A 22,796-nucleotide genomic window follows, 5' to 3' on the forward strand; every position below is an offset into this window, starting at 1 on the left:
CGCGCTGGCGTAGACTGCGGTTCTTTCCCGAGAACCGGCGGTGTCCATGAAGCGCGTGCTCCTGCTGCTGTCCCTGCTGCCCCTGACCGCATTGGCGCAGGCACCCGCGCCGGCCACGCCTGCACCGGCACCCGCGCGCCCCGCACCCGCATCGCCGGCGGCTGCGAAACCGGCCACGGCCGGCGCTCCGGCGTTGACTGCCGCGCAGCAGGCGCAGGTGCAGAAGCAGGATGCGGAAATGGGCGCGGCCGCAGTGAAGGCGGCGCAGCTGGTCGATGCCAACCGCGCAGGCGAGTTGTGGGATGGCGCTTCGGCCGTCGCGCGCCGTGCAGTACCGAAGGCCGCCTTCGTCAGCCAGTTGACTGCCGAGCGCACACGCCTGGGCGCGCTGGCCGGGCGTGGCCAGCCGACCATCACCCGGGTCAAGTACAGCGCCGGTGCCGCGGTGCCGGAGGGGCTGTACATCAACGTCAGCTTCCCGACCCGTTTCGCCAACAGCGCGCAGCCGGTACGCGAGCTCGTCTCGTTCCGTTTCGACGAGGACCAGGTGTGGCGCCTGGCCGGTTACAGCCTGCGTGCGTCGGCACCCTGAGGAGATGATCGATGGCAACTGAACTGACGATGCTGGCCTGGTCGGTGCTGCTGGGCTTTGTCTACATCTTCGCTACCTCCACCGTGGTCACCCGCGAGCGCGGGATGAAGTGGAATGCCTCGGCGCGTGATGGCGAAGCCAGGCCACTCAGCCCGCTGGCCGGGCGCCTGCAGCGTGCGCAGGCCAACTTCCTGGAGACGTTCCCGTTCTTCGCTGCCGCCGCCATCGCAGTGGTCGTGGCCGGGCGCGGCAACGACACCACGGCGCTGGCGGCGCAGGCCTACTTCTGGGCGCGCGTGGTCTACCTGCCGCTGTATGCCGCGGGCGTGCCCTACGTGCGCAGCCTGGTCTGGGCAGTGTCGCTGCTGTCGATCCTGGCGCTGGTGTTCGCGTTGTTGTGATCCCGGCCTGATCCAGATCAAGGCCGGTCAGGTGCGCGGCGCTATGCTGGCGCGGACTGAATCAACGGCAGGAGGCGCGCATGCGCAGGATGGACGTGGTGGTGGTCGGCGCCGGACCGGCGGGGCTGTGTTTCGCGCGTGCGCTGGCCGGTAGCGGCCTGCAGGTCGGGCTGGTCGAAGTTCAACCGCGCCAGGCCCTTGCCGAGGCCGCCTTCGATGGCCGTGAGATCGCGCTGACCCATGCCTCGCGGCAGAGCATGGAGCAGCTGGGGCTGTGGCAGCGCCTGCCGCAGGCCGAAGTCGCTGAACTGCGCGATGCCAAGGTGATGAATGGCGGTTCGCCGTTCGCGCTGACCTTCGCCAGCAGCCAGGTGGACGGTCAGCCGCTGGGTTGGCTGGTGCCCAACCATCTGATCCGCCGCGCTGCATGGGATGCCGTGCAGGGGCAGGACGGCCTGGAGCTGTTCGACGGGCGCAAGGTGCTGGGCGTGCAGGCCGATGCGCAGGGCCACGTGGTCAAACTCGATGACGGCAGCCAACTTCATGCGCGCCTGCTGGTCGCCGCTGACAGCCGCTTCTCCGCAACCCGCCGCATGCTCGGCATCGGCGCGCAGATGCGCGACTTCGGCAAGTCGATGCTGGTGTGCCGCATGCAGGTTGAGCGTGATCATCACCACACTGCCTGGGAATGGTTCGGCTACGGCCGCACGATGGCGTTGCTGCCGCTCAACGAGGGCCAGGCGTCTGCGGTGATCACCTTGCCGCCGCGCCAGATTGAAGAACTGCTGGCGATGGATGAGGTGGCCTTCGGTGAGGCCATCAGTGCCTGCTTCGAACGCCGCCTGGGCCGGATGCAGCCGGTGGCGACGCCGCAGGCGTATCCGCTGGTCGGCGTCTATGCGCACCGTTTTGTCGGCGAGCGTTCGGCGTTGATCGGCGATGCCGCGGTGGGCATGCATCCGGTCACCGCACATGGCTTCAATCTGGGCCTGGCCAGCGCGCAGCGGCTGGCGCAGGGCATCGTCGAACAGCAGCGTCGCGGTGCCGACATCGCTGCCGCCGGCATGCTGGCCAGCTACCAGCGGGGTCACCGGCTGGCGTCGCGGCCGCTGTACGAGGCCACCAATGCCATCGCCAGCCTGTATACCGACGATCGCCGCCCGGCGCGGCTGCTGCGCGCGGCGGGCCTGCGTCTGGCACAGGGCGTGGCACCGTTCAGGCAGCTGATCGCCTCGCACCTGACCCAGCGCGTGGCCTGAACCGGTTCAGATCAGCCCGTTCAGATCAGCCGGCGGCCAGCACCCGGATCTGGCTGTCGGCGAACTCGACCACCTGGCCTGCGCGGATCTTGCAGGCCTTGCGCAGTTCGACTTCGCCGTCGACCCGCACCTGGCCATCACCGATGACCATCTTGGCCTCGCCGCCACTGGTGACCAGGTCGGCCAGCTTGAGCAGCTGCTTGAGTTCGACGTAGTCACCGTCGAGGTCGAATTCGAGAATCTGCATGGAGCGGGGTTCCTGGGGAAGGGCGCAGCCAGCGGCCGGGCCGGTGAAGAGGGCGCGTATTGTGCGCCAGCTTGGGGCATGACGGTACGCGCACGGCAAGCTGTACGCCTTGTTCAGGATCAATGCGGTATGATTCCGCTCTGAGCGAGTGAAATCTCCTCCAACCGAGCAGCGCCAGGGCACGCGATAAGAAGGGCGCCCAAAGCGCGGACCATCACCTTTTTTATCGCACTGCCAGGAAGACGGCAGTGTCTTCGGAGTTCCCCATGTCCCAAGATTCCCAAGCGCCGCTGCAGTTCGCGCAGCTCGGCCTGTCCGAGCCCGTGATGCAGGCGGTCACCGCCATCGGCTACGAAACCCCGTCGCCGATCCAGGCCGCCACCATCCCGGCGATGCTGGAAGGCCGCGACGTGCTGGGCCAGGCCCAGACCGGCACCGGCAAGACCGCAGCGTTCGCGCTGCCGGTTCTGTCCAACATCGATCTGCAGCAGATCAAGCCGCAGGCCCTGATCCTGGCGCCGACCCGCGAACTGGCCATCCAGGTTGCCGAGGCGTTCCAGTCCTATTCGTCGAAGATCCCGGGCTTCCGCGTGCTGCCGGTGTACGGCGGCCAGCCGTACGGCCAGCAGCTGTCGGCCCTGCGCCGCGGCGTGCACATCGTGGTCGGTACCCCCGGCCGCGTGATCGACCACCTGGAGCGCAGCACCCTGGACCTGTCCGAGCTGAAGACGCTGGTGCTGGACGAAGCCGATGAAATGCTGCGCATGGGCTTCATCGACGACGTCGAAGCCGTGCTGAAGAAGCTGCCGGAGCAGCGCCAGGTGGCCCTGTTCTCGGCCACCATGCCGCCGCAGATCCGCCGCATCGCGCAGACCTACCTGCAGGACCCGGTGGAAGTGACCATCGCGGCCAAGACCACCACCTCGGCCAACATCCGCCAGCGTTACTGGTGGGTGAGCGGCATGCACAAGCTGGACGCGCTGACCCGCATCCTGGAAGTCGAGCCGTTCGACGCGATGATCATCTTCGCGCGCACCAAGGCCGGCACCGAGGAACTGGCCAGCAAGCTGCAGGCCCGTGGCCTGGCCGCTGCCGCCATCAACGGTGACATGCAGCAGGCCCAGCGTGAGCGCACCATCGCCATGCTGAAGGAAGGCAAGCTGGACATCCTGGTCGCCACCGACGTGGCTGCCCGCGGCCTGGACGTGGAGCGCATCAGCCACGTGCTGAACTACGACATCCCGTACGACACCGAAAGCTACGTGCACCGCATCGGCCGTACCGGTCGTGCCGGCCGCAGCGGCGAGGCGATCCTGTTCGCCACCCCGCGCGAGAAGGGCATGCTGCGCCAGATCGAGCGCGCTACCCGCCAGCCGATCGAAGAGATGCAGCTGCCGAGCGTTGAAGCGGTCAACGACACCCGCATCAACAAGTTCACCTCGCGCATCAGCGAAACCCTCGGCGCCGGTGGCCTGGACTTCTACCGCCAGCTGCTGGAGCGTTTCGAGAACGAGCAGAACGTGCCGGCCATTGAAGTGGCTGCCGCGCTGGCCAAGATGCTGCAGGGTGACACCCCGTTCCTGCTGCAGCCGCCGGTACGTGCCCCGCGTGAAGAGCGCGCACCGCGCGAACGCTTCGACCGTGGTGACCGCCCGGAACGTGGCGATCGCTTCGACCGCAACGAGCGTGGTCCGCGCTTCGAGCGTGGCCCGCGCCGCGACGACGCCGAAGGTGGCTTCGAGCAGCGTCCGCGCCGTGAGGTTCCGCCACGTGGTGCGCCGGAGCAGGGCATGGAGACCTACCGCATTTCGGTCGGCCACCAGCACGGCGTGAAGCCGGCCAACATCGTTGGCGCCATTGCCAACGAAGCTGGCCTGGAAAGCCGCTTCATCGGCCGCATCGACATCCACGACGACTTCTCGCTGCTGGACCTGCCGGCACAGATGCCGCCGGACGTGCTGTCGCACCTGCAGAAGGTGTGGGTGTCCGGCCAGCAGCTGCAGATGCGTGCGCTGGCTCCGGGTGAAGACACCAACCCGGCCCCGCGTCCGTTCAAGCCGCGCTTCGACAAGCGTGGCCCGGGCGGCCCGGGTGGCCCGCGTCGCGGTGGCCCGGGCGGTCCGGGTGGCCACGGTGGCGACCGCGGCGGTGACCGCGACAGCCGACCGCCGCGTCGTGACGGCTTCAAGCCGCGCGGCCCGCGCAGCTTCTAAGCCGCACCTGCGGTCCTGAACAACGCCAGCCTCCGGGCTGGCGTTGTCCGTTATGGGCCTGGAAAAGGGGACGGAGGGGATTAAGTCGTTTATGCCCGGCAGTGCGCTTATGCCGAAAACGACTTAATCCCCTCCGTCCCCTTTTCGCATGGCAAACACATTGCCGGTCATAGGCTGGGCCGGTTCCAAGGGAGGTTGTCACCGCAGCACATTCGGGGGGATCCGGGATGGGTAGAAGTGGCACGGACCAGCAGAGCCGGCGGGTGCCGATGACCCGTGGCCTGGGATTGCGCTTTGCGTTGTTGACGGGCATGGCGATCGGGTTGGTCGCGCTGTCCGCGTTGATCCAGGAACTGCAGGCGGCCTCGACGGCCTGGATTGCCGGCCAGGGCTACTGGGCGCGAGGGCAGCAGGATGCGACCGCTGCGCTGAGCCGCTACCTGGCGCGTGGCGATGCGCAGGACCTGGATGACGCGCGCCAGGCCCTGCGGATTCCGTTGGGGGATCTGCAGGCCCGGCTGGCGCTGGAACAGGCGGTACCGAACGAGGAGAAGGCCCGGCAGGGTTTCCTGCAGGGCGGCAACGCGCGCGCCGATATTCCGCGCCTGGTGTTCTCGTTCCGCTACGCCCGTGACCTGGGAGCATTCCGCGAAGCCACTGCACTGTGGCGGCAGACCGATGGTGATCTGGAGGCTGTGCAGGCCCTGGTCGCCGAGCTGCAACGGAGGCATGCGGCAGGTGAACTGCCCGTGGCCGACCGCAATCGCTACCTGCAGCAGCTGCGGGATCTCGACCGCCGCCTGCAGGTGCAGGCCCAGGCGTTCTCGCAGGCGCTGCTGAGGATGGCCACCATGGTCCGGATCGCCACGCTGATGGTTGGCGGCCTGTCGGTGCTGGTGATCAGCCTGATGGCAGTGGCGCTGGCGCGTCGCGTCGGCAAGGATCTGACCGAGCACGAGAGCCGCTTCCGCGCGGCCTTCTACCAGGCCAATGTCGGCATGCTGAAGCTCGACACCGATGGCCGCGTGGTCGAGGCCAACCAGGCGATGGCGGATATCCTCGACTACCGGCGCGATGTGCTGCTGCAGATGCTGCTGGGTGACCTGCTGATGGAGGGGGAACTGGTCCTCGACGGTGTCGGCCGCATCGACTGGGACCGGCAGCTGCGGCCGAGCGAGCTGCGTTTCCGCCGGCGCGATGGCAGCCTCGTCTGGGGACGCTGGAGCGGTACCGCGGTTCGCAGCTCGGGCGGAGGATTGTCGGTGTTCGCGATCATCGAGGATGTCAGCCAGAACCATGCACTGGCGCGCGAGATCGAGCATCACGCCAGCCACGATCCGCTGACCGGCCTGATCAACCGCCGCGAGATCGAACGCCTGCTGGAACGCGCGCTGCTGCAGGTCCGGACGGACGGTGGTACGCATGCGCTGTGCTACATCAACCTGGACCACTTCAAGCTGGTCAACGACAGCTTCGGTCATGCCGCCGGCGACCAGATGCTGCGCGGTTTCGCCGACTATCTGGTGGCGGCGGTGCGTGATGGCGATTGGGTCGGCCGCCTGGGGGCCGATGAGTTCGCGGTGTTTCTCGCCCACGCCGGCCAGGATGAAGCCAAGCGGGTACTGCAGCGGGTGATCCGCAACCTGGGCCAGGCCACGTTCCCGATCAGCGAGGGCAGCCCGCAGTTGAGCTGCAGCATCGGCGTGGTCGAGGTCAGTGCCGAGGCGCCGGACGCGAACTGGTTGATGAGCGCCGCCGACAGCGCCTGCTATGCGGCCAAGCAGGCCGGTCGCAACCGTGTGCACTGCTTCAACGAGAACCGCATGGCGCTGGAGGAGCGGCGGCAGGAGGCCGAGCGTCTGCAGGGTGTCAGCCTGGCCATGGCGGAGAATCGCATGCTGCTGTACGCGCAGCGCATCGCCCGCGTGGGCGATCCGTCCTACCTGCATTACGAGGTGCTGGTGCGCATGCGTGGTACCGATGGCAGCCTGCATCTGCCCGGTCAGTTCATGCCGGCGGTGGAGCGATACGGCATGGCGGTGGCGCTGGATCGGCACGTGCTCGGGCTGTTGTTCCGCCACCTGCAGGTCTGCCCGGCACACGTGCGCCAGCTGGGCCTGTGCAACGTCAACGTTTCGGCGCAGTCGATCGCCGAGCCGGGATTCCTCGCCTTCGTCTGCGACCTGCTCGAGCGCAACCGTGCGCTGGCCTCGAAACTGTGTTTCGAGATCACCGAGACCGCGGCGATCAGCAACCTCAGCCAGGCACGCGCTTTCATCGATGCGGTCAAAGCGCGTGGCTGCCGGATGGCACTGGATGACTTCGGTTCCGGCCTGTCCTCGTTCGGCTATCTGCGCCAGCTGCCTGCGGACATCCTGAAGATCGACGGCACCTTCGTGCGTGACATGGACACCGACCCGGTCAGCCACGCCACGGTGCGGGCGATCAGCGAGCTCGGGCGGGAACTGCAGATGGAGGTGGTGGCCGAATGGGTGGAAACCGCCGAGGTGGCTGGCGCACTGACCCGGCTCGGCGTGCAGGGCCTGCAGGGCTACGCGATCGAGCGGCCGCAGCCGCTGGAACGGATGACCCTGAGTGACCTGAGGCCGGTCCGCCTGGTGGCGGTGAAGGGGCCTCCGGCCGCTGGCTGAACGGCGCACGGCGACTTTGGTCTACACATGCGCGGCGTGCCCGGCTGCGATAATGCGCGCCAGGGGCGACGCGCAGTGGGCGCGGACGTAAGCAGGAACAGGATGTGGCGTGGGCGTCAGGCAGTGGCGGTACGAAACAGGGGCGCTGCTGGTCGTCCTGCTGATGGGAGTGTTGCTTCCCGGTCTGGTGCACGCGCGCCTGGCCGAGGCCGGCCGGGATTTCCTGCTGGTTGGCGCACCGACGGACGAACCGACACCCCATCGTGGCTGTACGCCCGCGATGCTGGCCGGGCCGCGCGAGCAGGTAGAGGTACCGGCGCCGCCCGGGGGCTGGTCGGGGCAACCCCAGGCGCTGGATGTGTTCAACGTGTTCGCTGGCGAAGTCCGCGTACAGCATGGTGACCGCGAGATCTGCGGCAACATGCACGATGCGCGCACCCGTGATTCGCGCTTCCGCGCCGGCATCGGCCTGGTGGCGGTGCCAGCGGCAGGCAGCCATGAGCCGTTCCTGGTGTCGTGGCAGGCGCCGCTGAAAGCGCGCTGGGTGCCAACCTTGCGGCTGGGGGCGCCCAGTCCGGTCCAGCAGAACGATACCGCCCGCCTGCTGGTGCGCGCGGCCTGCATCGCGGTGGCGATCGCGCTGGCGCTGTCGGCATTGATGGCCTACCTGACCACCCGTGACCGCAGCTTCCTGGTCTACATCGGCGCGACGATCGTGGTGGTGGTGTGGCAGGCGGTTCTTGGCGGCTTGAGCGGTTATCCCGAACCGTGGCTGCCGGTGGGCGAGCGCGGCGCATGGTGGCTGCTGGCGCTGACCGCCGCGACCCAGGCGCTGGTACTGCCCGCTCTGTGGCGCCTCAACGGCGGGGACCGCTTGCTGCCACGCTCGCGGCCGGCACAGCAGGCTGTGCTGTGGGGCCTGATGGGACTGGCCGCGCTGGTGCCGTGGCTGCGCTGGGACACCCTGGCGCTGGTCGCGCAGAGCCTGCAGCTGACCTTCATCCTCGGTTGCCTGTTGTCACTGGCCGCTGGCATGCGTGCCTGGTTGCGCGGTGACTGCTGGGCGTTGGCGGGCCTGGCGGCGCTGGTGCCACTGCTGGTGATGATCACAGCCGATGCCAGCAGTGCGGGGTGGCTGCTGGAGTACCGGGTGGAAGCACTGCAGCTGTCGGTGACCTGGCTGCTGATGATGGCCGCCTATGCCATGAACCAGCGGCTGGGCCGGCTGCGCCAGCAGCGCGATGAACTGCGCCAGCTGGCCGAAACCGATGGCCTGACCGGGCTGCCCAACCGCCGGGCCGGCCTGCAGCAGCTGGCCCGTCACCTGGCACAGGTCGACCGTGAGCGCGGCCCGCTGGTGATCGGCTTTCTCGACATCGACCTGTTCAAGGACATCAACGACCGCCATGGCCACGCGGTGGGCGACCAGGTGCTGGTGGCGGTAGCGCGTGCCCTGCGCACGGCAGTCCGCAGCCAGGACGAAGTGGTGCGGATGGGCGGCGAGGAGTTCCTGCTGCTGATGCCGGGCATGCCGCGCGAGGCGGCGTCGGCGCGCCTGGACCGCCTGCGCCAGCGCATCACCGAAGCCGGCCAGGCCCTGCAGGTGCCGGGCCTGGAAGTGACCGCCAGCATCGGACTGGCGCAGTGGCGGCCGGGTGAGGATGACCTGGCCGGGCTGCTGCGGCGGGCCGACCATGCCATGTACGTGGCCAAGCGGGCGGGTCGCAACCGGGTGTTCGACGGCGAAGAGCTCGATCCGCCGGCCCCGGCATGAAGCGCAGCGGGCGGCGATGCCGGATAATGGACCGATGACCACCCGACTCAACAAACATATCGCCGACACCGGCTTCTGCTCCCGCCGCGAGGCCGATCGCCTGATCGCCGCCCGCCGCGTCACCGTCAACGGCCACGCGGCCGGCACCGGTGCGGTGGTGGGCGAGGAAGACCAGGTGCTGGTCGACGGCCAGCCGCTGCGCGCGCGCGTGGCACGCAAGCCCGGCGCCCGCCGCCACGTCTACATCGCGCTGAACAAGCCGGTGGGCGTCACCTGCACCACCGAAACCTCGGTCAAGGGCAACATCGTCGACTTCGTCGGCCACGAACAGCGCATCTTCCCGATCGGGCGCCTGGACAAGGAGTCCGAGGGACTGATCCTGATGACCAGCAACGGCGACATCGTCAACCAGATCCTGCGTGCCGAGAACGGCCACCAGAAGGAGTACCTGGTGGCGGTGAACAAGCCGGTCACCGACGAGTTCCTGCGTGGCATGGCGCGCGGCGTGCGCATCCACGACCAGATGACGCTGCCGTGCAAGACCTCGCGCATCGCCAAGTTCGGATTCCGCATCACCCTGCAGCAGGGACTGAACCGGCAGATCCGCCTGATGGCCGCCGAGTTCGGCTATCGCGTGACCCAGCTGCGCCGCGTGCGCATCGACAACATCAAGATCGGTGCGCTGAAGCCGGGCCAGTGGCGCAACCTGACCGAGCAGGAGCTGCAGGGCCTGCTGCCGAAGCAGCTGGACTGGTAACGCGCGGTAGCGCCGGCCGCTGGCCGGCTGCACCAGGCATCGAATGAGCGCGGGATGCCGGCCAGCGGCCGGCACTCCCCGTTGTGCGGATTGCGCACCGGCATCAGCTAGACTCCGCAGTGACCTGCCGGAACGTGACGCTGCATGATCAAGCCCGACAAGCCTGCCAACGAAGCCCTGCGGCTCGAGGCGCTGTACCGCTACCGGATCCTGGATTCGCAGCGTGAGAAATCCTTCGACGACCTGGTCGCGATCGCCAAGGCGGTCTGCGGTACCTCGATGGCGGCGGTGACCCTGATCGACGTCGAACGGCAGTGGTTCAAGTCGATCCAGGGCATCGACGCGGCGGAAAACCTGCGCAGCGAATCGATGTGTGGCCACGCCATCCTGCAGCCGCAGGAAATCATGGTGGTCGAGGACGCGTTGCAGGACATCCGCTTCCACGACAACCCGGTAGTGACCGGCGACCCGCACATCCGCTTCTACGCCGGTGCGCCATTGATCAGTTCCGATGGACTGCCTCTGGGCACGCTGTGCGTGTTCGATGCACATCCGCAGCACCTGCCCAGCGACAAGGCCGAGGCACTGGCCGCACTGTCACGGCAGGTGATGCTGGTGATGGAGCTGCGCCGTTTCGCGCTCGACATCCAGAAGCACATGCTGGAACGCGATGACTACGAGCGCCTGCTGTCGGAGTACCAGGACGTGCTGCTGGCGCAGAATGCCGACCTGGCTGAGCAGAGCCGCACCGATGCGCTGACCGGCCTGCCCAACCGCCGCGCGATGGCGGCGGCACTGGAAGAGGCGGTGGTGAAGATCGATGGGCAACCGGGCGTCGCCTGCGTTGCGTTGCTCGACATCGATCATTTCAAGCACATCAATGATTTCCAGGGCCACGCCACCGGCGACCGAGTGCTGGCCGAGCTGGGCGTGCTGCTGCGCTCGCACTTCGCCGGCCGCGGCATGGCTGCGCGCTACGGCGGCGAGGAGTTCGTGGCGGTAATGCCGGGCACCGACCTGCACACGGCCGAACTGCAATGCGAGTTCCTGCGCCTGGCCGTGGCTGACCTGCCGCTTGGATTCCCGGTCACGATCAGCATCGGTGTTGCCCAGCACCAGCCAGGTGAAAGCGTGGATGACATGCTGGCGCGCGCCGACAAGGCGCTGTACCGGGCCAAGGGCAATGGTCGCAACCGGGTGGAACGGGCGGGCTGAAGCACCCCCAGGTAGATCCACGCCATGCGTGGATGCAGTTTCCGATTCACATCGCGTCGCAGTTCCTGCGATCAGAACCGGGCAGCATGACCTCTCTGTTTCCCCGGATGCCAACCATGCTGCAGACCCTGGCCATCGCCCACTATCGCTCGCTGCACGGGCTGGTACTGCCGCTGCAGCAGTTGAATGTGGTGACCGGCGACAATGGCAGTGGCAAATCCAGCCTGTACCGCGCGCTGCGCCTGCTGGCGGAGACCGCGCAGGGCGGCGTCGCGGCGGTGTTGGCCCGCGAAGGTGGGCTCGGTTCGGCGCTGTGGGCGGGGCCGGAAAAAATGGACCGTCGGGTTGCTGCCGGTGAAATCCCCTTGCAGGGCGGCCCACGGCAGGAATCGGTGGGATTGAAGCTGGGCTTCACCACCGACGAGTTCGGCTATGCCATCGACCTGGGCTACCCACCGCCCAGCCGTTCGGCCTTCGCACTGGACCCGCAGATCAAGGCCGAGGCGATCTGGGCCGGGCCGTTCCTTCGCAGCGCCAACCTGCTGGTCGACCGACGTGGGGCAATGGTGCGGCAACGCCATGCGCGCGGCTGGGATCTGGTCGATGACCGGTTGTCGCTGTTCGACAGTCTGTTCACCCAGGTCGGCGATCCGCAGCGCATGCCGGAAACCATCGCCCTGCGCGAGTACATCCGTCGCTGGCGCTTCTACGACCATTTTCGCAGCGACGCCGATGCCCCGGCACGGCAACCGGCGATGGCCACGCGCACGCCGGTGTTGCATCACGACGGTCGCGATCTGGCGGCGGCCTGGGTGACCATCCTCGAGATCGGTGATCCGGGCGCACTGGCGCGCAGCGTGGACGATGCGTTCCCGGGCGCCACGGTGGGGTTCGAGGAACTGGATGGCCGGCTGGCCCTGCGCTTCCACCAGCCGGGGCTGCTGCGGCCGTTGTCGATGGCCGAGCTGTCCGACGGCACGCTGCGCTTCCTGCTGCTGGCCGCGGCACTGCACACGCCGCGCCCGCCGCCGCTGCTGGTGCTCAACGAACCGGAGACCAGCCTGCATCCTGACCTGCTGCCGGCGCTGGCGCGGCTGATCATCGCGGCCAGTGCGCGCAGCCAGGTGTGGGTGGTCTCACACGCCAGCCGACTGATCGCAGCACTGGAGCAGGCGCCCGGCTGTCATTCGCTGCACCTGCACAAGGAACAGGGCCGCACGCTGTTGAGCGGGCAGGGCCTGCTGGATGCACCGGCATGGCACTGGCCGCAGCGTTGACAAGGCGATTCGCACCCTGCGCGGAGGCACTCAATCGGCGATGTTGCGCGCCTCGGCCGTGCCAAGAATTTCCGGATGCTGCACCGGCTTGCGGCGGTTCAACAACGGATGCAGGAACACCGCGCCGACGATGATCGCCACGCCCAGATAGAACCACGGCGTGACCTCGTGCTGCTCGCGCAGCAGCACCACCGCCAGCACCACCGCGTAGACCGGTTCCAGGTTGGTCACCAGCTGCACCGTGTAGGCGCTCAGGTGGCGTAGCGCGACCAGGGCCAGGGCGAACGGCAGCAGCGTGCAGAACCCGGCCAGTACCAGCAGCAGGATGCCGTCGTGCAGGTCCGGAACCACCCATAGCGGGCTGGCCAGCGCCGGCAGCAGGTAGGGCATCAGTGGCGCCAGCAGGGTCAGGGTGAGGGTGCCGGCGCCCAGCTCCAGTGCGGTGACCGTAAGCGGATCGGCGTGGCTGACCATGCGCTTGTTGAGCGAGCCAAACACCGCCACCAGCAGCGCCGATATCGCGCCGATCAGTACACCCAGGCGCATGCCATCGGGCACGCCACCGACCACCAGTGCAACACCCGGCAGCACGGCCAGGCCGAAGGCGAGTTCACGCAGCTGGAACGGTCGCTTGGCTACCCACGGTTCGATGATCGAGGTGAATACCGGCGCCAGCGCGATGCAGGTGGCGGCCACCGAGGCGTTGGCCAGCTTCACCGCGCCGTAGAACGTCAGCCAGTGCAGGGCGACCAGCGCGCCGATGCCGGCGTAGCCCGCCACCAGGCGCAGTGGCAGGGTGCGCAATCCGCGCCAGACCCGCGGCAGCAGCGCCAGCATCGCTGTCACCAGCAGCATGCGCCACCACACCAGCGGCAGTGCGGGCAGGGTGATCAGCTTGCCGAGGATGGCGGTGACGCCCCACAGCAGGACACAGAAGTGGATCTGCCACAGCGCTTTGCGGGTGTCGGGTGTGCTCATCCGCCTATTGTGAGGCAAGGCGATGACCGCAGCGCTATCCGCGTGAGGAATTGCTGGCCCCATCCACCCGCCGCTGCAGGGCCATCGCCGCCGCCGGGTTGCGTGCCTTGCCCGCACCAATGCACAGCAGGTAGACCTCGCGCGGCTCTGACGGTGCCGGCGCGGCCAGGCAGGGCAGGTCGTCCACCGGCTCGCCGCGTGACCAGCGTCGTGCGCGCTCCGCCCAGCGCTGCTGCACCGGGGCCGGCAGACCCTCGTTCAAGCGGGCCTGGCTGCGCTTGATCCTGGCGTAGACGAAGCCGGCACTGACATCGCCGTGTAGTGGCGCCTCGTCGCTGTCCTCGATCACCAGCGCCACGCCGTGTCGACGGGCGGCAGCAACCAGTGCCGGGCCATGTGCCTCGGCGTTGCGGACCTCCAGCGCATGCTGCAGCGTCACCCCTTCCAATTGCTTCGGCAGCTGCGCCATCAGGGCACCCAATGCATCGGCATCGGCCGGATGGCGCGGATCGAACTGCCACAGCAACGGCCCGAGCCGGTCACCGAGTGCAATCGCCGCCTGCAGGAAGGGCGCGGCCGCTTCCACCGTGCTGGACAGGTCTCGGCGCGGTACCAGGTACCGTGGCGCCTTCATCGAAAACTGGAAGCCTTCCGGCGTCTGTGCGGCCCACTGCGCGCACTGCGCCGCGGTGGGCGTGCGGTAGAAGGTGCCGTTGATTTCGATGCAACGCAGGGCACGGCTGGCATGGGCCAGTTCTTCACGCTGCGGCAGGCCAACCGGGTAGAAAACGCCGCCGCGCCATTCGGGAAACACCCAGCCACCGATGCCGCAGCGGATCTCCGCTGGACGGGCGGTCGCGGTCACTGGCCGTGGTCCGAGCGCCACGGGTCGTAGCTGCCGAACCACCACAGATAGCCTTCCGGGTCGGCGCAGGCGTAACCGCGTCCGCCATAGTCCTGGTCGGCGATGTCGATGACAATGCGGGCACCGGCGGCCTTGGCCCGTGCATAGTGCGCATCGGCATCCGTGACGATCACGCAGGCGTTCTGGGTCTGGCGGCCGCCGACCTCATCAGGCATCGCCGCATGCTGGCTCCACTCGCTTTCCTTGTCGGCCGAGCCGAGCATGATCATGCCGGTGCCGAAGGTCAGCTGTGCATGGAACACCGTATCGCCATCGGCGTAGACGGCCTGGGCATGGAAGCCGAAGGCGCGCTGCAGCCAGTCGATGGCGGCCTGCGCGTCGCGATAGCGCAGGCATGGAATGATGGTGGAGCCGTTGCTCGGTTGGCCGTTCCCGCCCATGACACCCCTCCTATGGCACAGGGCAGGGTGCGCCGCAGACCGTTACCATCGCGCGAAACCCCGGTGACGGCCTGCACATGGCCGCCACCCCTGTTCGGAGATCGTGCTGGATGAAACCCTGGATTGGAGGAGCCGTGCTGCTGGCGTGCACGACCATGGCGAGTGCTGCCACCCCGGCGCAGCTGCAGGACCTGGATGCGACCGTCGAGCGCGTGCGCGCGCAGTTCGACGTGCCCGGCATTGCCGTGGCCGTGGTCAAGGATGGCGAGGTGGTGCTGGAACGCGGCTGGGGCGTGCGCGAGCAGGGCAAGCCGGAACCGGTGCAGGCCGATACGCTGTTCGCTATTGCTTCCAACACCAAAGCGTTCACCGCCACCTCACTGAACCTGCTGGCCGAGGACGGCAAACTGAAGATGGACGACAAGGTGATCGACCACCTGCCGTCGTTCCGCATGTCCGATCCGTTCGTGACCGGGCAGATGACGATCCGCGACCTGCTGTCGCATCGCAGCGGGCTGAGCCTGGGCGCAGGTGACCTGCTGTTCTGGCCGACCACCTCCTACAGCAATGCCGAAGTGGTGGAGCGGCTGGGCAAGGTGCCGCTGAAGGGCGGTTTCCGCGAGAGCTATGCGTACGACAACATCCTGTACGCGGTTGCCCAGCAGGTGATCGAGCATGTCTCCGCCATGAGCTACCGGCAGTTCCTGCAGACCCGCATCTTCGACAAGGTGGGCATGGCCGGCACACGCTACAACGCCGATCACCTGAAGCCGGGCGACAAGGCCGCGGTCGGCCACGCCAAGTACGATTTCAAGGACCTGCGTACCGTTGCACCGCTGACCTGGTCGAACAATGCCGGCGCCGGTGGCATCTATTCCAGTGCGCACGACATGGCGCGCTGGATGCAGGTGCAGCTGGACGAAGGCAAGCTGGCCGATGGCACCGCGCTGTTCAGCGACAAGAGCCAGCAGCAGATGTGGCGGATGATCACGCCGCAGTCGATTCCGGCGCCGAGCGTGCCGGAGCTGGCGCCGGCGCGGGCCAACTTTGCCGGCTACGGCGAAGGCTGGAGCCTGAGCGACTACCGCGGCCAGAAACTGGTCTGGCATACCGGTGGCTGGCCGGGCATGGTCTCGCGTTTGACCCTGGTGCCAGGCGAGAAGCTGGGCGTGGTGGTGCTGACCAACCAGGAAGTGGGCGCGGCGTTCAACGCGATCACCCTGAGCGTGCTTGATGCTTACCTGGGCGGTGAGAAGCACGACTGGGTGGATGCCTATGCCAAGGCCGTGGCCAAGGGCCAGGACAAGGCCGACGAGGCCTGGGCCAAGCACCAGAGCGCGCGTGACAAGGGCAGCAAGCCATCGCTGGCACTGGCCGGCTACACCGGCACGTTCCGCGACCGCTGGTATGGCGACATGCAGGTCAGTGCGGAGGGCAAGGGCCTGCGCCTGCGCTTCATGAAGACCGCGCAGCTGAGCGGGCGCCTGGAGCATTGGCAGCATGACACCTTCATCGTGCGCTGGGACGACCGTTCGCTCAACGCCGACGCGTTCGTGAACTTCAGCCTGGATCCGGACGGCAAGGTGCGCGAGGTGCGCATGCAGTCGATCTCCGACCTGACCGATTTCAGCTTCGATTTCCAGGACCTGCTGTTCACCCCGGTGAAATGACGTCGCCGGGCGTGGCCCGGCGCTGCCGGAACCGCGGTGATCATCGGCTGGCGTACACACGCGGCGTGGGATACTCCGCCGGCTATTGATGGCGAGGGAATGCGATGTTCCGTTGGTTTGAATCCCTGATCCCGGTGTTTCCGCCCGTGGACGGGCGCATGCCGCCGCGCAAGGTGGTGCCGTTCTACCTGCACTACCTGCGCCCGGTGTGGCCGGTGCTGCTGGCCACCCTGATCGCCGGCCTGCTGCTGGCGCTGGTGGAAGTGGCAATGTTCGATTACCTGGGCCGCATCGTCGACATGGTCGCCGAGCAGCCGGGGGCCGATTTCTTCAAGCGCCATGCCAATGAGCTGGGCTGGATGCTGTTCATCACGGTCATCGCGCGGCCGATCCTGGTCGGCCTGCACAACCTGCTGGTCAACCAGGCCATCGTGCCTGGCCTGAGCAACCGCTCGCGCTGGCTGATGCACAACTACGTGGTGCGGCAGAGCCTGAACTTCTTCCAGAACGACTTCGCCGGCAGCGTGGCCAACCGGGTGATGCAGACCGGTACCTCGCTGCGCGAATCGGCAGTGCAGATGGTCGACTCGCTCTGGTACATCGTGGTCTACACCGGCACCGCGCTGTACCTGTTCGCGCAGGCCGACTGGCGGCTGATGGTGCCGTTGATCCTGTGGCTGCTGGCCTATGCAGTGATCCTGGCCTATTTCGTTCCGCGCGCGAAGAAACGCGCATGGATCGCCTCCGAAGCGCGTTCCAAGGCGATGGGCCGCATCGTTGATGGCTACACCAACATTCCCACGTTGAAGCTGTTCGCCCATGGCGGACGCGAGCAGGCCTATGTGGCCGAGTCGATCCAGGAACTGGCGGTCAAGCACCGTGCGCAGACCCGCATCACCACCGGCATGGACCTGACCATCGCCATCGTCAACGGTTTCCTGATTGCCGGTACCTGTGGGCTCGCGCTGTGGCTGTGGAACGGTGGCCACATCACTGTTGGCGCGATCACGCTGGCGACCGGCCTGGTGATCCGCATCCACAACATGTCCGGCTGGATCATGTGGACCATCAACGGCATCTTCGAGGACATCGGTACGGTGCAGGATGGCATCACCACCATTGCCCAGCCGCTGACCGTGCAGGACCGCGAGGATGCGGTCCCGTTGCAGGTGACCCGTGGTGGCGTGCACTTCCAGGACATCCACTTCCACTACGGCAAGAAGGGCGGTGTGATTGCCGGACTGGACCTGGTGGTGAAGCCGGGCGAGAAGATCGGCCTGGTCGGTCCTTCCGGTGCCGGCAAGTCGACCCTGGTCAACGTGCTGCTGCGCCTGTACGACCTGGAAAGCGGCCGTATCCTGATCGACGATCAGGACATTGCGTACGTTACGCAGGAAAGCCTGCGCCAGCAGATCGGCGTGGTCACCCAGGACACCTCGCTGCTGCATCGCTCGATCCGCGACAACCTGCTGTATGGCCGCCCCGATGCCACTGACGAGCAGCTGCATGCCGCCGTGGCCAAGGCGCGCGCCGCAGCCTTCATCGATACGCTGGTGGACGGGCAGGGCCGGCGTGGCTACGACGCGCACGTAGGCGAGCGCGGCGTGAAGCTGTCCGGTGGCCAGCGCCAGCGCATCGCCATCGCCCGCGTGCTGCTGAAGGACGCACCGATCCTGGTGCTGGATGAGGCGACCTCGGCACTGGACTCGGAAGTGGAAGCGGCGATCCAGGACAGCCTGGACCAGCTGATGGGCGGCAAGACGGTGATCGCGATCGCGCACCGGCTGTCGACCATCGCACGCATGGACCGGCTGGTGGTGATGGACCAGGGCCGCATTGTCGAGACCGGCACCCATGCGGACCTGATTGCGGCCGGTGGCCTGTACGCGCGCTTGTGGGCGCGGCAGACCGGTGGTTTTGTGGCTGCAGACCAGTAGATCCACGCCATGCGTGGATGCATTCCCTGGGGTCGGAGACCCGCATGATTCGTTCTCTACGCCCCCTGCTGCTGGCGCTGGTGCTGGCACTGGTCGCCACTGCCGCAGCCGCTGCATCGCCATCAGTGGAAGGCGAAGCCCTTGAGCAGGTCATCCTTCTCAGCCGCCACAACCTGCGCGCACCGGTGGTGGCATCGGGCGCGTTGGCCAATGCGACTCCGGAGCGCTGGCCGAGCTGGGACGTAGGCGCCGGCGAGCTGACCACCAAGGGCGGCGTGCTGGAGGTCTACATGGGCCGTTACATCGGCCAGTGGCTGCGCCACGCACGGTTGCTGCCGGTATCAGGCTGCCCGCAGCCGGCGGATTTCCACGTTCATGCCAACAGCCTGCAGCGCACCCAGGCCACCGCGCAGTTTTTCGTTGCCGGTGCGTTCCCGGGCTGCCACGTGACGGTGGAACAGCGCATGCCGCTGGGCACGATGGATCCCTTGTTCAATCCGGTGATCCACAACAGAGACACGCTCTTCCGCGAGCGTGCGCTGTCGGCGATGCAACAGGCGCAGGCCGCATCGGATCTGGCACCGGCGCTGGCGGCGGTGGAGGCGATCACCCGCTACCCGCAGTCGGCTGCGTGCGCAGGCCGCAGTGAATGCCACCTGACGCCGGCCGATTCCATTTTCAGCGCAGAGCCGGGCAAAGAACCGCGTACGTCCGGTTCGCTGGCCCTGGCAAGCGGGTTGGTCGATGCCTTGTTGATGGAGCACTACCAGGGAAGTGGCATTCCCGGCGAAGGCTGGGGCCGATTGAACACGGAGGACCAATGGCAGGCGCTGGCGCAGGTCCGCAACCGCTACCAGGACATCCTGTTCGGAACACCCGAGGTGGCGCGTGACGTGGCTGCGCCGCTTTTGGCAAGAATAAACGGGCTGTTCGAAGATCCGGCGTCACCGAAGGTGAGCCTGCTGGTCGGCCACGATTCCAACATCGGTTCCGTGCTGGCGGCGCTGGGAATCACGGACTACACGTTGCCGGGCCAGTATGAGAAGACACCGATCGGCGGCCTGCTGCAGTTTGAACGCTGGCGTGATCGTGGGGCCGGCGAAGTGCGTTTCCGTCTGGCCTACGTCTACCCGACCACCGCGCAACTGCGAGATGCGCTGCCGTTGAGCGATGTACAGCCACCCGTTCGGGTGGAGCTCGCGCTTCCCGGGTGTGGGCAGAATGGATGCAGTGACGTGCAGTTCGAGAGCGTGCTGCATCGCGCGGTGAATTGAATGCCATCCACGCATGGCGTGGATCTACTGGCAGGCGGGTAGTAGATCCACGCCATGCGTGGATGGGTCCATCCCGGGACGCCGAACAGAAAACGGCCCGGGTTTCCCCGGGCCGTTCCGTTTCCAACTCACACCTGCGCGATCACTCGATCGGCTGGTCCAGCATCAGCTGGCGTGCGAAACGCACCGGCGGCGCGCCGTAGGACAGCATCTGGTCGTGATAGGCCTTGAGGTTGAACTTGTCACCCAGCTTGTCCTGCATCGCCTTGCGGGTGTCGAAGTGTTCCTGCGCACCGACGAAGTAGGTCGGCAGCTGTGCCGAGGTCAGCTGCGCGCGCACCCACTTGCCCGAGGCTTCGCTTTCCTGCTGGAAGGCGTCATGGGTCATCAGGTGCATCGCCTTTTCGCGATCCCAGTTGTCCACGTGCACGCCCTGGTCGAGGATCGCGTTGGAGATCGTGCGCAGGTAGAACTTCAGCTGCACCAGGTGGAACAGCGGGTCGTTGTTGAGGTAACCCTGCTCCTGCATCATGCGCTCGGTGTAGACCGCCCAGCCTTCGGCGAACAGGCCCGAACGCAGCACCGCACGCAGGGTGGAGGGGAACTTGGCCGAATGCCAACCTTCCAGGTAGTGGCCCGGAGTACCTTCGTGGATGCTCAGCAGGTGGATCATGCGCGAGTTGTACTCACGCAGGAACGAGTCGACCTGCTTGTCGTTCCAGTCGTCCGGAATCGGCGACACGGCGTAGAAGGTCTTCAGGTTCTTGTCCAGCGGGCCCGGCGAATCGCAGTAGGCCACGGCCACGCCACGCTGGAATTCCGGCATCAGGATGATGTCCACCGGCGCGTCGGGCAGGGTCATCAGATCGTGCTCGCGCACGAATGCGGTGGACTGCTCCAATGCGGCCTTGGCATCGTCGACCACCTTGTCGCGCGCCGGCTTGTCGGCGTAGGCCAGCTCCAGCGCGGCCTCGATCGCCTTCTGCTGCTGCTCGTCGGTCGGCTGTGCCGGCATCTCCGGTGCGCCCGGCTTGTCCTTCAGCACGGTCTGCGCGATGCCGTACATGTCTTCGCGCACGCGCTTGAGTTCGGCGCGTGCTCGCTCACCGATCTCCTGGCGCGACAGCGACGAGTTCAGCGCGAACTTCAGCTTCTGGTCGTACTTTTCCGCACCGATGCGGAAGTCGCCCTTGGCGTTCGGTACCAGGGTCTTGTCCAGCCAGGTCTGCTGTTCGTCCACGGCCTTCTTCAGGCCGTCGATGGCGGCCTGCAGGCGCTGCTGGTCGGCCTGCGGCAGTTCACCGATGTGCGGGGTGATGAAGGTATCGACGATGCTGAGGATGCCCTTGTTCTGCTTGGCCACCGTCTCGGCGTGGATCTTCGGCACGCGGGCCGGATCCAGGTTCTCGCGTGCCTGGGCGAAGATCGCCGGCAGCTTTTCCATACGCGCGGTGGCCGACTTCAGGCGCTCCGGCAGCGGCGCGAACTCGCGGGCCATCAGGCCGTAGATCGCGCTGCCGGCAATGCCGTTGTACAGCTGCGGGTCCCACTTGCCGGACTGCAGCACTTCGGCGTTCCAGATTTCCGACTGCAGCTGGTTGCGCAGGATCGCCGCGTCCACCTGGTTCTCGCGGCCCAGCTTGGCCACCTCGATCTTGTCCAGCTCGCCCAGAAGCGCCTTGTAGGCGGCCAGGGTCTTCTGCTGGCCGGCGGCACTGAGGTCATCCAGTTCGCTGTCGTAGCGGTGGTCACCGATCTGGGTGGCGCTGACCGGCGACAGCTGCATCCAGGTGTCCAGGGCGCGCTTGGAAAGATCGGCGAAGGCGGCATCGACCGCCGCGTCGCCGGCCTGCTGGCTGGCGGCCGGGGTGGAAGCGTTGGTCGGGGCGTCGGCCGGCTGGCAACCGGCCAGGGCGGCGACCAGGGCGAGGGCAAGAAGATGCGGGCGCATCGGCGTTCCTGTACAGGGTCAAACCCCGAGCATAGGGCCCCGGGGCTGCTTTGTCCCCGTGCCATAGGATTACCATGGGCACTGACAAGGACCCTCCAGCGGAGCACAGGACATGGAATACCAGGGAAGCTGCCATTGCGGCAGGATCGCATTCACCGTACAGGCCGAGGCGCCGATCAGCGACGTCATCGACTGCAACTGCTCGATGTGCCGTCGCCGCGGCAGCCTGCTGTGGTTTGCCCCGCGCGAGGCGTTCCAGCTGAGCACCAATCCCGCGGACGTGGCCACCTACCACTTCAACAAAGCCCACATCGATCATCACCACTGCCGCGAGTGCGGCGTTGCCCCCTACAGCGAAGCGGTGGACCCGCGCACCGGTACGCCGATGGTGGCGGTGAACGTGCGCTGCGTACCGCAGGTAGACCTGGCCACGCTGGCGGTGATGTCCTACGACGGAGCGGCACTGTGACGCCGCTGCGCGCGTGGACGCGTGTGGTGGCAATGCCGGTGCTGCTGCTGGCGCTGGCGGCCTGTGCCAAGAACGGCGAGAGGGCGCAGGAGGCGGGTGCGGCCGCTGCCGATGCTGCTGTCGCTTCGCCGGAAGGTGCGTTCCTCGCCTACGAACACGACGTGCAGGTGCAGCTGGAAGCGGCGCAGATCGCTGTGCGCATCCAGCAGGTGGCGCAGGCCTGCCAGAGCGCGAAGTTCGGTGACTGCGCGGTGCTGCAGGTCGACCAGCGCAGTGGCGAGCAGCCCAGCGGCGAGGTCAAGGTGCGCATTGCGCCGAAGGGCACCGAGCCGTTGATCGCTCTGGCCGGTGAGGGGGGCACGCTGCAGTCGCGCAATACGCGCGCCGAGGACCTGGCGCAGGAGGTAGCAGACACCGCACTGACCAAGGCGCGGCTGGAGAAGGAACACGCGCGGCTGCTGTCCTACCAGGACCGCAAGGACCTGAAGATCGAGGACCTGATGGCGATCACCACGCGCCTGTCGGAAATCGAAGCGGGCGTCGAACAGGCCAACAAGGATTCGGCGCAGCAACGCCGGCGCATCGATACCCAGCTGGTCACGATCCACTTCGACACCACCTCGGGCCAGCGCAGCCGCAGCGAGATTGGCGAGGCCCTGAGCGAATCGGGCAGCATCCTCAGTACCAGCGTTGCGTTCCTGATCCGCGCTGCCGCCGCGTTGTTGCCGGTAGCGGTGCTGGCGTTGATCGCGGCCTGGGGTGTGCGGGCGTGGTGGCGTCGCCGACGCCGCAAGCTGCCGCCCAGCCTCTGAGGTGAAGGTTGATG

Annotated in this window: 19 protein-coding genes; 14 read left to right on the forward strand and 5 right to left on the reverse strand. The window is 67.2% G+C overall.

Translation table 11 applies throughout. The features are described from left to right. The first annotated feature begins 46 nt into the window (after positions 1-46). The 3 genes from ACZK5G_RS06970 (at position 47) to ubiM (ending at position 2,252) form a co-directional block, all read left to right on the forward strand. Positions 47-592, forward strand: a complete 546-nt coding sequence (locus tag ACZK5G_RS06970; RefSeq protein WP_032128358.1) for a DUF4019 domain-containing protein — start codon at positions 47-49, stop codon at positions 590-592. 11 nt (positions 593-603) lie between these two features. Beyond that, entirely contained in the window at positions 604-993 is a 390-nt protein-coding gene (locus tag ACZK5G_RS06975; protein ID WP_032128357.1) for an MAPEG family protein, read from the forward strand. A gap of 80 nt (positions 994-1,073) precedes the next feature. After that, positions 1,074-2,252 (forward strand): 5-demethoxyubiquinol-8 5-hydroxylase UbiM, encoded by a 1,179-nt coding sequence (ubiM, locus tag ACZK5G_RS06980; protein WP_478465819.1) that lies wholly within the window; start codon positions 1,074-1,076, stop codon positions 2,250-2,252. 25 nt (positions 2,253-2,277) lie between these two features. On the opposite strand, the gene ACZK5G_RS06985 is transcribed toward ubiM, so the two are convergent. After that, a complete protein-coding gene (locus ACZK5G_RS06985; RefSeq protein WP_010486399.1) occupies positions 2,278-2,499 on the reverse strand; it encodes an RNA-binding S4 domain-containing protein in 222 nt (73 codons plus the stop codon). Between the two features lie 266 nt (positions 2,500-2,765). Here ACZK5G_RS06985 and ACZK5G_RS06990 point away from each other — a divergent pair, with 266 nt between their 5' ends. From ACZK5G_RS06990 to ACZK5G_RS07015, 6 genes are all read left to right on the forward strand, one after another. Beyond that, complete coding sequence (locus ACZK5G_RS06990) at positions 2,766-4,712, forward strand: DEAD/DEAH box helicase (protein WP_478465821.1); 1,947 nt, start codon at positions 2,766-2,768, stop codon at positions 4,710-4,712. Positions 4,713-4,939: 227 nt separating this feature from the next. Continuing rightward, positions 4,940-7,363, forward strand: coding sequence for a putative bifunctional diguanylate cyclase/phosphodiesterase (locus ACZK5G_RS06995; protein WP_478465822.1), 2,424 nt, complete (start codon positions 4,940-4,942; stop codon positions 7,361-7,363). Between the two features lie 109 nt (positions 7,364-7,472). Next, positions 7,473-9,137: a sensor domain-containing diguanylate cyclase gene (locus tag ACZK5G_RS07000; protein WP_478465824.1), complete on the forward strand. Its 1,665-nt coding sequence runs from the start codon at positions 7,473-7,475 to the stop codon at positions 9,135-9,137. A 34-nt stretch (positions 9,138-9,171) separates the two neighbouring features. Continuing rightward, positions 9,172-9,894 (forward strand): pseudouridine synthase, encoded by a 723-nt coding sequence (locus ACZK5G_RS07005; RefSeq protein WP_049424580.1) that lies wholly within the window; start codon positions 9,172-9,174, stop codon positions 9,892-9,894. Between the two features lie 144 nt (positions 9,895-10,038). After that, on the forward strand, positions 10,039-11,109 hold the full coding sequence (locus ACZK5G_RS07010) for a sensor domain-containing diguanylate cyclase (protein ID WP_121503861.1): 1,071 nt from the start codon (positions 10,039-10,041) through the stop codon (positions 11,107-11,109). 116 nt (positions 11,110-11,225) lie between these two features. Beyond that, positions 11,226-12,386, forward strand: a complete 1,161-nt coding sequence (locus tag ACZK5G_RS07015) for an AAA family ATPase (RefSeq protein ID WP_180844844.1) — start codon at positions 11,226-11,228, stop codon at positions 12,384-12,386. A 30-nt stretch (positions 12,387-12,416) separates the two neighbouring features. Here ACZK5G_RS07015 and ACZK5G_RS07020 read toward each other — a convergent pair whose 3' ends face one another. Genes ACZK5G_RS07020 through ACZK5G_RS07030 form a run of 3 tightly spaced genes read right to left on the reverse strand, consistent with a single transcriptional unit; the run spans position 12,417 to position 14,669 of the window. Next, positions 12,417-13,364, reverse strand: coding sequence for a DMT family transporter (locus ACZK5G_RS07020; RefSeq protein ID WP_032128349.1), 948 nt, complete (start codon positions 13,362-13,364; stop codon positions 12,417-12,419). A 34-nt stretch (positions 13,365-13,398) separates the two neighbouring features. Then, on the reverse strand, positions 13,399-14,229 hold the full coding sequence (locus ACZK5G_RS07025; RefSeq protein ID WP_478465826.1) for a DUF72 domain-containing protein: 831 nt from the start codon (positions 14,227-14,229) through the stop codon (positions 13,399-13,401). Further along, the gene (locus ACZK5G_RS07030; RefSeq protein ID WP_478465828.1) at positions 14,226-14,669 is read right to left on the reverse strand and encodes a VOC family protein; all 444 of its coding nucleotides are present in this window, start codon (positions 14,667-14,669) and stop codon (positions 14,226-14,228) included. Before ACZK5G_RS07030 ends, ACZK5G_RS07025 begins: the two co-directional genes overlap by 4 nt. A gap of 110 nt (positions 14,670-14,779) precedes the next feature. Between ACZK5G_RS07030 and ACZK5G_RS07035 the strand changes: the two genes are divergently transcribed. The 3 genes from ACZK5G_RS07035 (at position 14,780) to agp (ending at position 19,550) form a co-directional block, all read left to right on the forward strand. Next, the gene (locus ACZK5G_RS07035; RefSeq protein ID WP_478465830.1) at positions 14,780-16,339 is read left to right on the forward strand and encodes a serine hydrolase; all 1,560 of its coding nucleotides are present in this window, start codon (positions 14,780-14,782) and stop codon (positions 16,337-16,339) included. Between the two features lie 104 nt (positions 16,340-16,443). Then, entirely contained in the window at positions 16,444-18,276 is a 1,833-nt protein-coding gene (smrA, locus tag ACZK5G_RS07040) for a multidrug efflux ABC transporter SmrA (RefSeq protein ID WP_478465832.1), read from the forward strand. A 44-nt stretch (positions 18,277-18,320) separates the two neighbouring features. After that, on the forward strand, positions 18,321-19,550 hold the full coding sequence (agp, locus tag ACZK5G_RS07045) for a bifunctional glucose-1-phosphatase/inositol phosphatase (RefSeq protein WP_478465834.1): 1,230 nt from the start codon (positions 18,321-18,323) through the stop codon (positions 19,548-19,550). A gap of 142 nt (positions 19,551-19,692) precedes the next feature. Here the strand turns inward: agp and ACZK5G_RS07050 are convergent, their stop codons facing one another. Then, a complete protein-coding gene (locus ACZK5G_RS07050; protein ID WP_317218410.1) occupies positions 19,693-21,501 on the reverse strand; it encodes a DUF885 domain-containing protein in 1,809 nt (602 codons plus the stop codon). 112 nt (positions 21,502-21,613) lie between these two features. Between ACZK5G_RS07050 and ACZK5G_RS07055 the strand changes: the two genes are divergently transcribed. Beyond that, on the forward strand, positions 21,614-21,970 hold the full coding sequence (locus ACZK5G_RS07055; RefSeq protein WP_046983156.1) for a GFA family protein: 357 nt from the start codon (positions 21,614-21,616) through the stop codon (positions 21,968-21,970). A 32-nt stretch (positions 21,971-22,002) separates the two neighbouring features. Further along, positions 22,003-22,782: a DUF4349 domain-containing protein gene (locus tag ACZK5G_RS07060; RefSeq protein WP_478466500.1), complete on the forward strand. Its 780-nt coding sequence runs from the start codon at positions 22,003-22,005 to the stop codon at positions 22,780-22,782. Positions 22,783-22,796: the final 14 nt, after the last annotated feature.

Source organism: Stenotrophomonas sp. 62841_Sma, from assembly GCF_056482945.1.

Excerpts from the sequence above, each read along its gene's own strand:
- ubiM (WP_478465819.1), top strand. The coding sequence starts at position 1,074 with ATGCGCAGGATGGACGTGGTGGTGGTCGGCGCCGGACCGGCGGGGCTG.
- agp (WP_478465834.1), top strand. The coding sequence starts at position 18,321 with ATGATTCGTTCTCTACGCCCCCTGCTGCTGGCGCTGGTGCTGGCACTG.
- ACZK5G_RS07035 (WP_478465830.1), top strand. The coding sequence starts at position 14,780 with ATGAAACCCTGGATTGGAGGAGCCGTGCTGCTGGCGTGCACGACCATG.
- ACZK5G_RS07050 (WP_317218410.1), bottom strand. The coding sequence starts at position 21,501 with ATGCGCCCGCATCTTCTTGCCCTCGCCCTGGTCGCCGCCCTGGCCGGT.
- ACZK5G_RS07015 (WP_180844844.1), top strand. The coding sequence starts at position 11,226 with ATGCTGCAGACCCTGGCCATCGCCCACTATCGCTCGCTGCACGGGCTG.
- ACZK5G_RS07030 (WP_478465828.1), bottom strand. The coding sequence starts at position 14,669 with ATGGGCGGGAACGGCCAACCGAGCAACGGCTCCACCATCATTCCATGC.
- ACZK5G_RS07020 (WP_032128349.1), bottom strand. The coding sequence starts at position 13,364 with ATGAGCACACCCGACACCCGCAAAGCGCTGTGGCAGATCCACTTCTGT.
- ACZK5G_RS06970 (WP_032128358.1), top strand. The coding sequence starts at position 47 with ATGAAGCGCGTGCTCCTGCTGCTGTCCCTGCTGCCCCTGACCGCATTG.
- ACZK5G_RS06995 (WP_478465822.1), top strand. The coding sequence starts at position 4,940 with ATGGGTAGAAGTGGCACGGACCAGCAGAGCCGGCGGGTGCCGATGACC.
- ACZK5G_RS07060 (WP_478466500.1), top strand. The coding sequence starts at position 22,003 with ATGCCGGTGCTGCTGCTGGCGCTGGCGGCCTGTGCCAAGAACGGCGAG.
- ACZK5G_RS06990 (WP_478465821.1), top strand. The coding sequence starts at position 2,766 with ATGTCCCAAGATTCCCAAGCGCCGCTGCAGTTCGCGCAGCTCGGCCTG.
- ACZK5G_RS06985 (WP_010486399.1), bottom strand. The coding sequence starts at position 2,499 with ATGCAGATTCTCGAATTCGACCTCGACGGTGACTACGTCGAACTCAAG.
- smrA (WP_478465832.1), top strand. The coding sequence starts at position 16,444 with ATGTTCCGTTGGTTTGAATCCCTGATCCCGGTGTTTCCGCCCGTGGAC.
- ACZK5G_RS07055 (WP_046983156.1), top strand. The coding sequence starts at position 21,614 with ATGGAATACCAGGGAAGCTGCCATTGCGGCAGGATCGCATTCACCGTA.
- ACZK5G_RS07005 (WP_049424580.1), top strand. The coding sequence starts at position 9,172 with ATGACCACCCGACTCAACAAACATATCGCCGACACCGGCTTCTGCTCC.
- ACZK5G_RS07010 (WP_121503861.1), top strand. The coding sequence starts at position 10,039 with ATGATCAAGCCCGACAAGCCTGCCAACGAAGCCCTGCGGCTCGAGGCG.
- ACZK5G_RS06975 (WP_032128357.1), top strand. The coding sequence starts at position 604 with ATGGCAACTGAACTGACGATGCTGGCCTGGTCGGTGCTGCTGGGCTTT.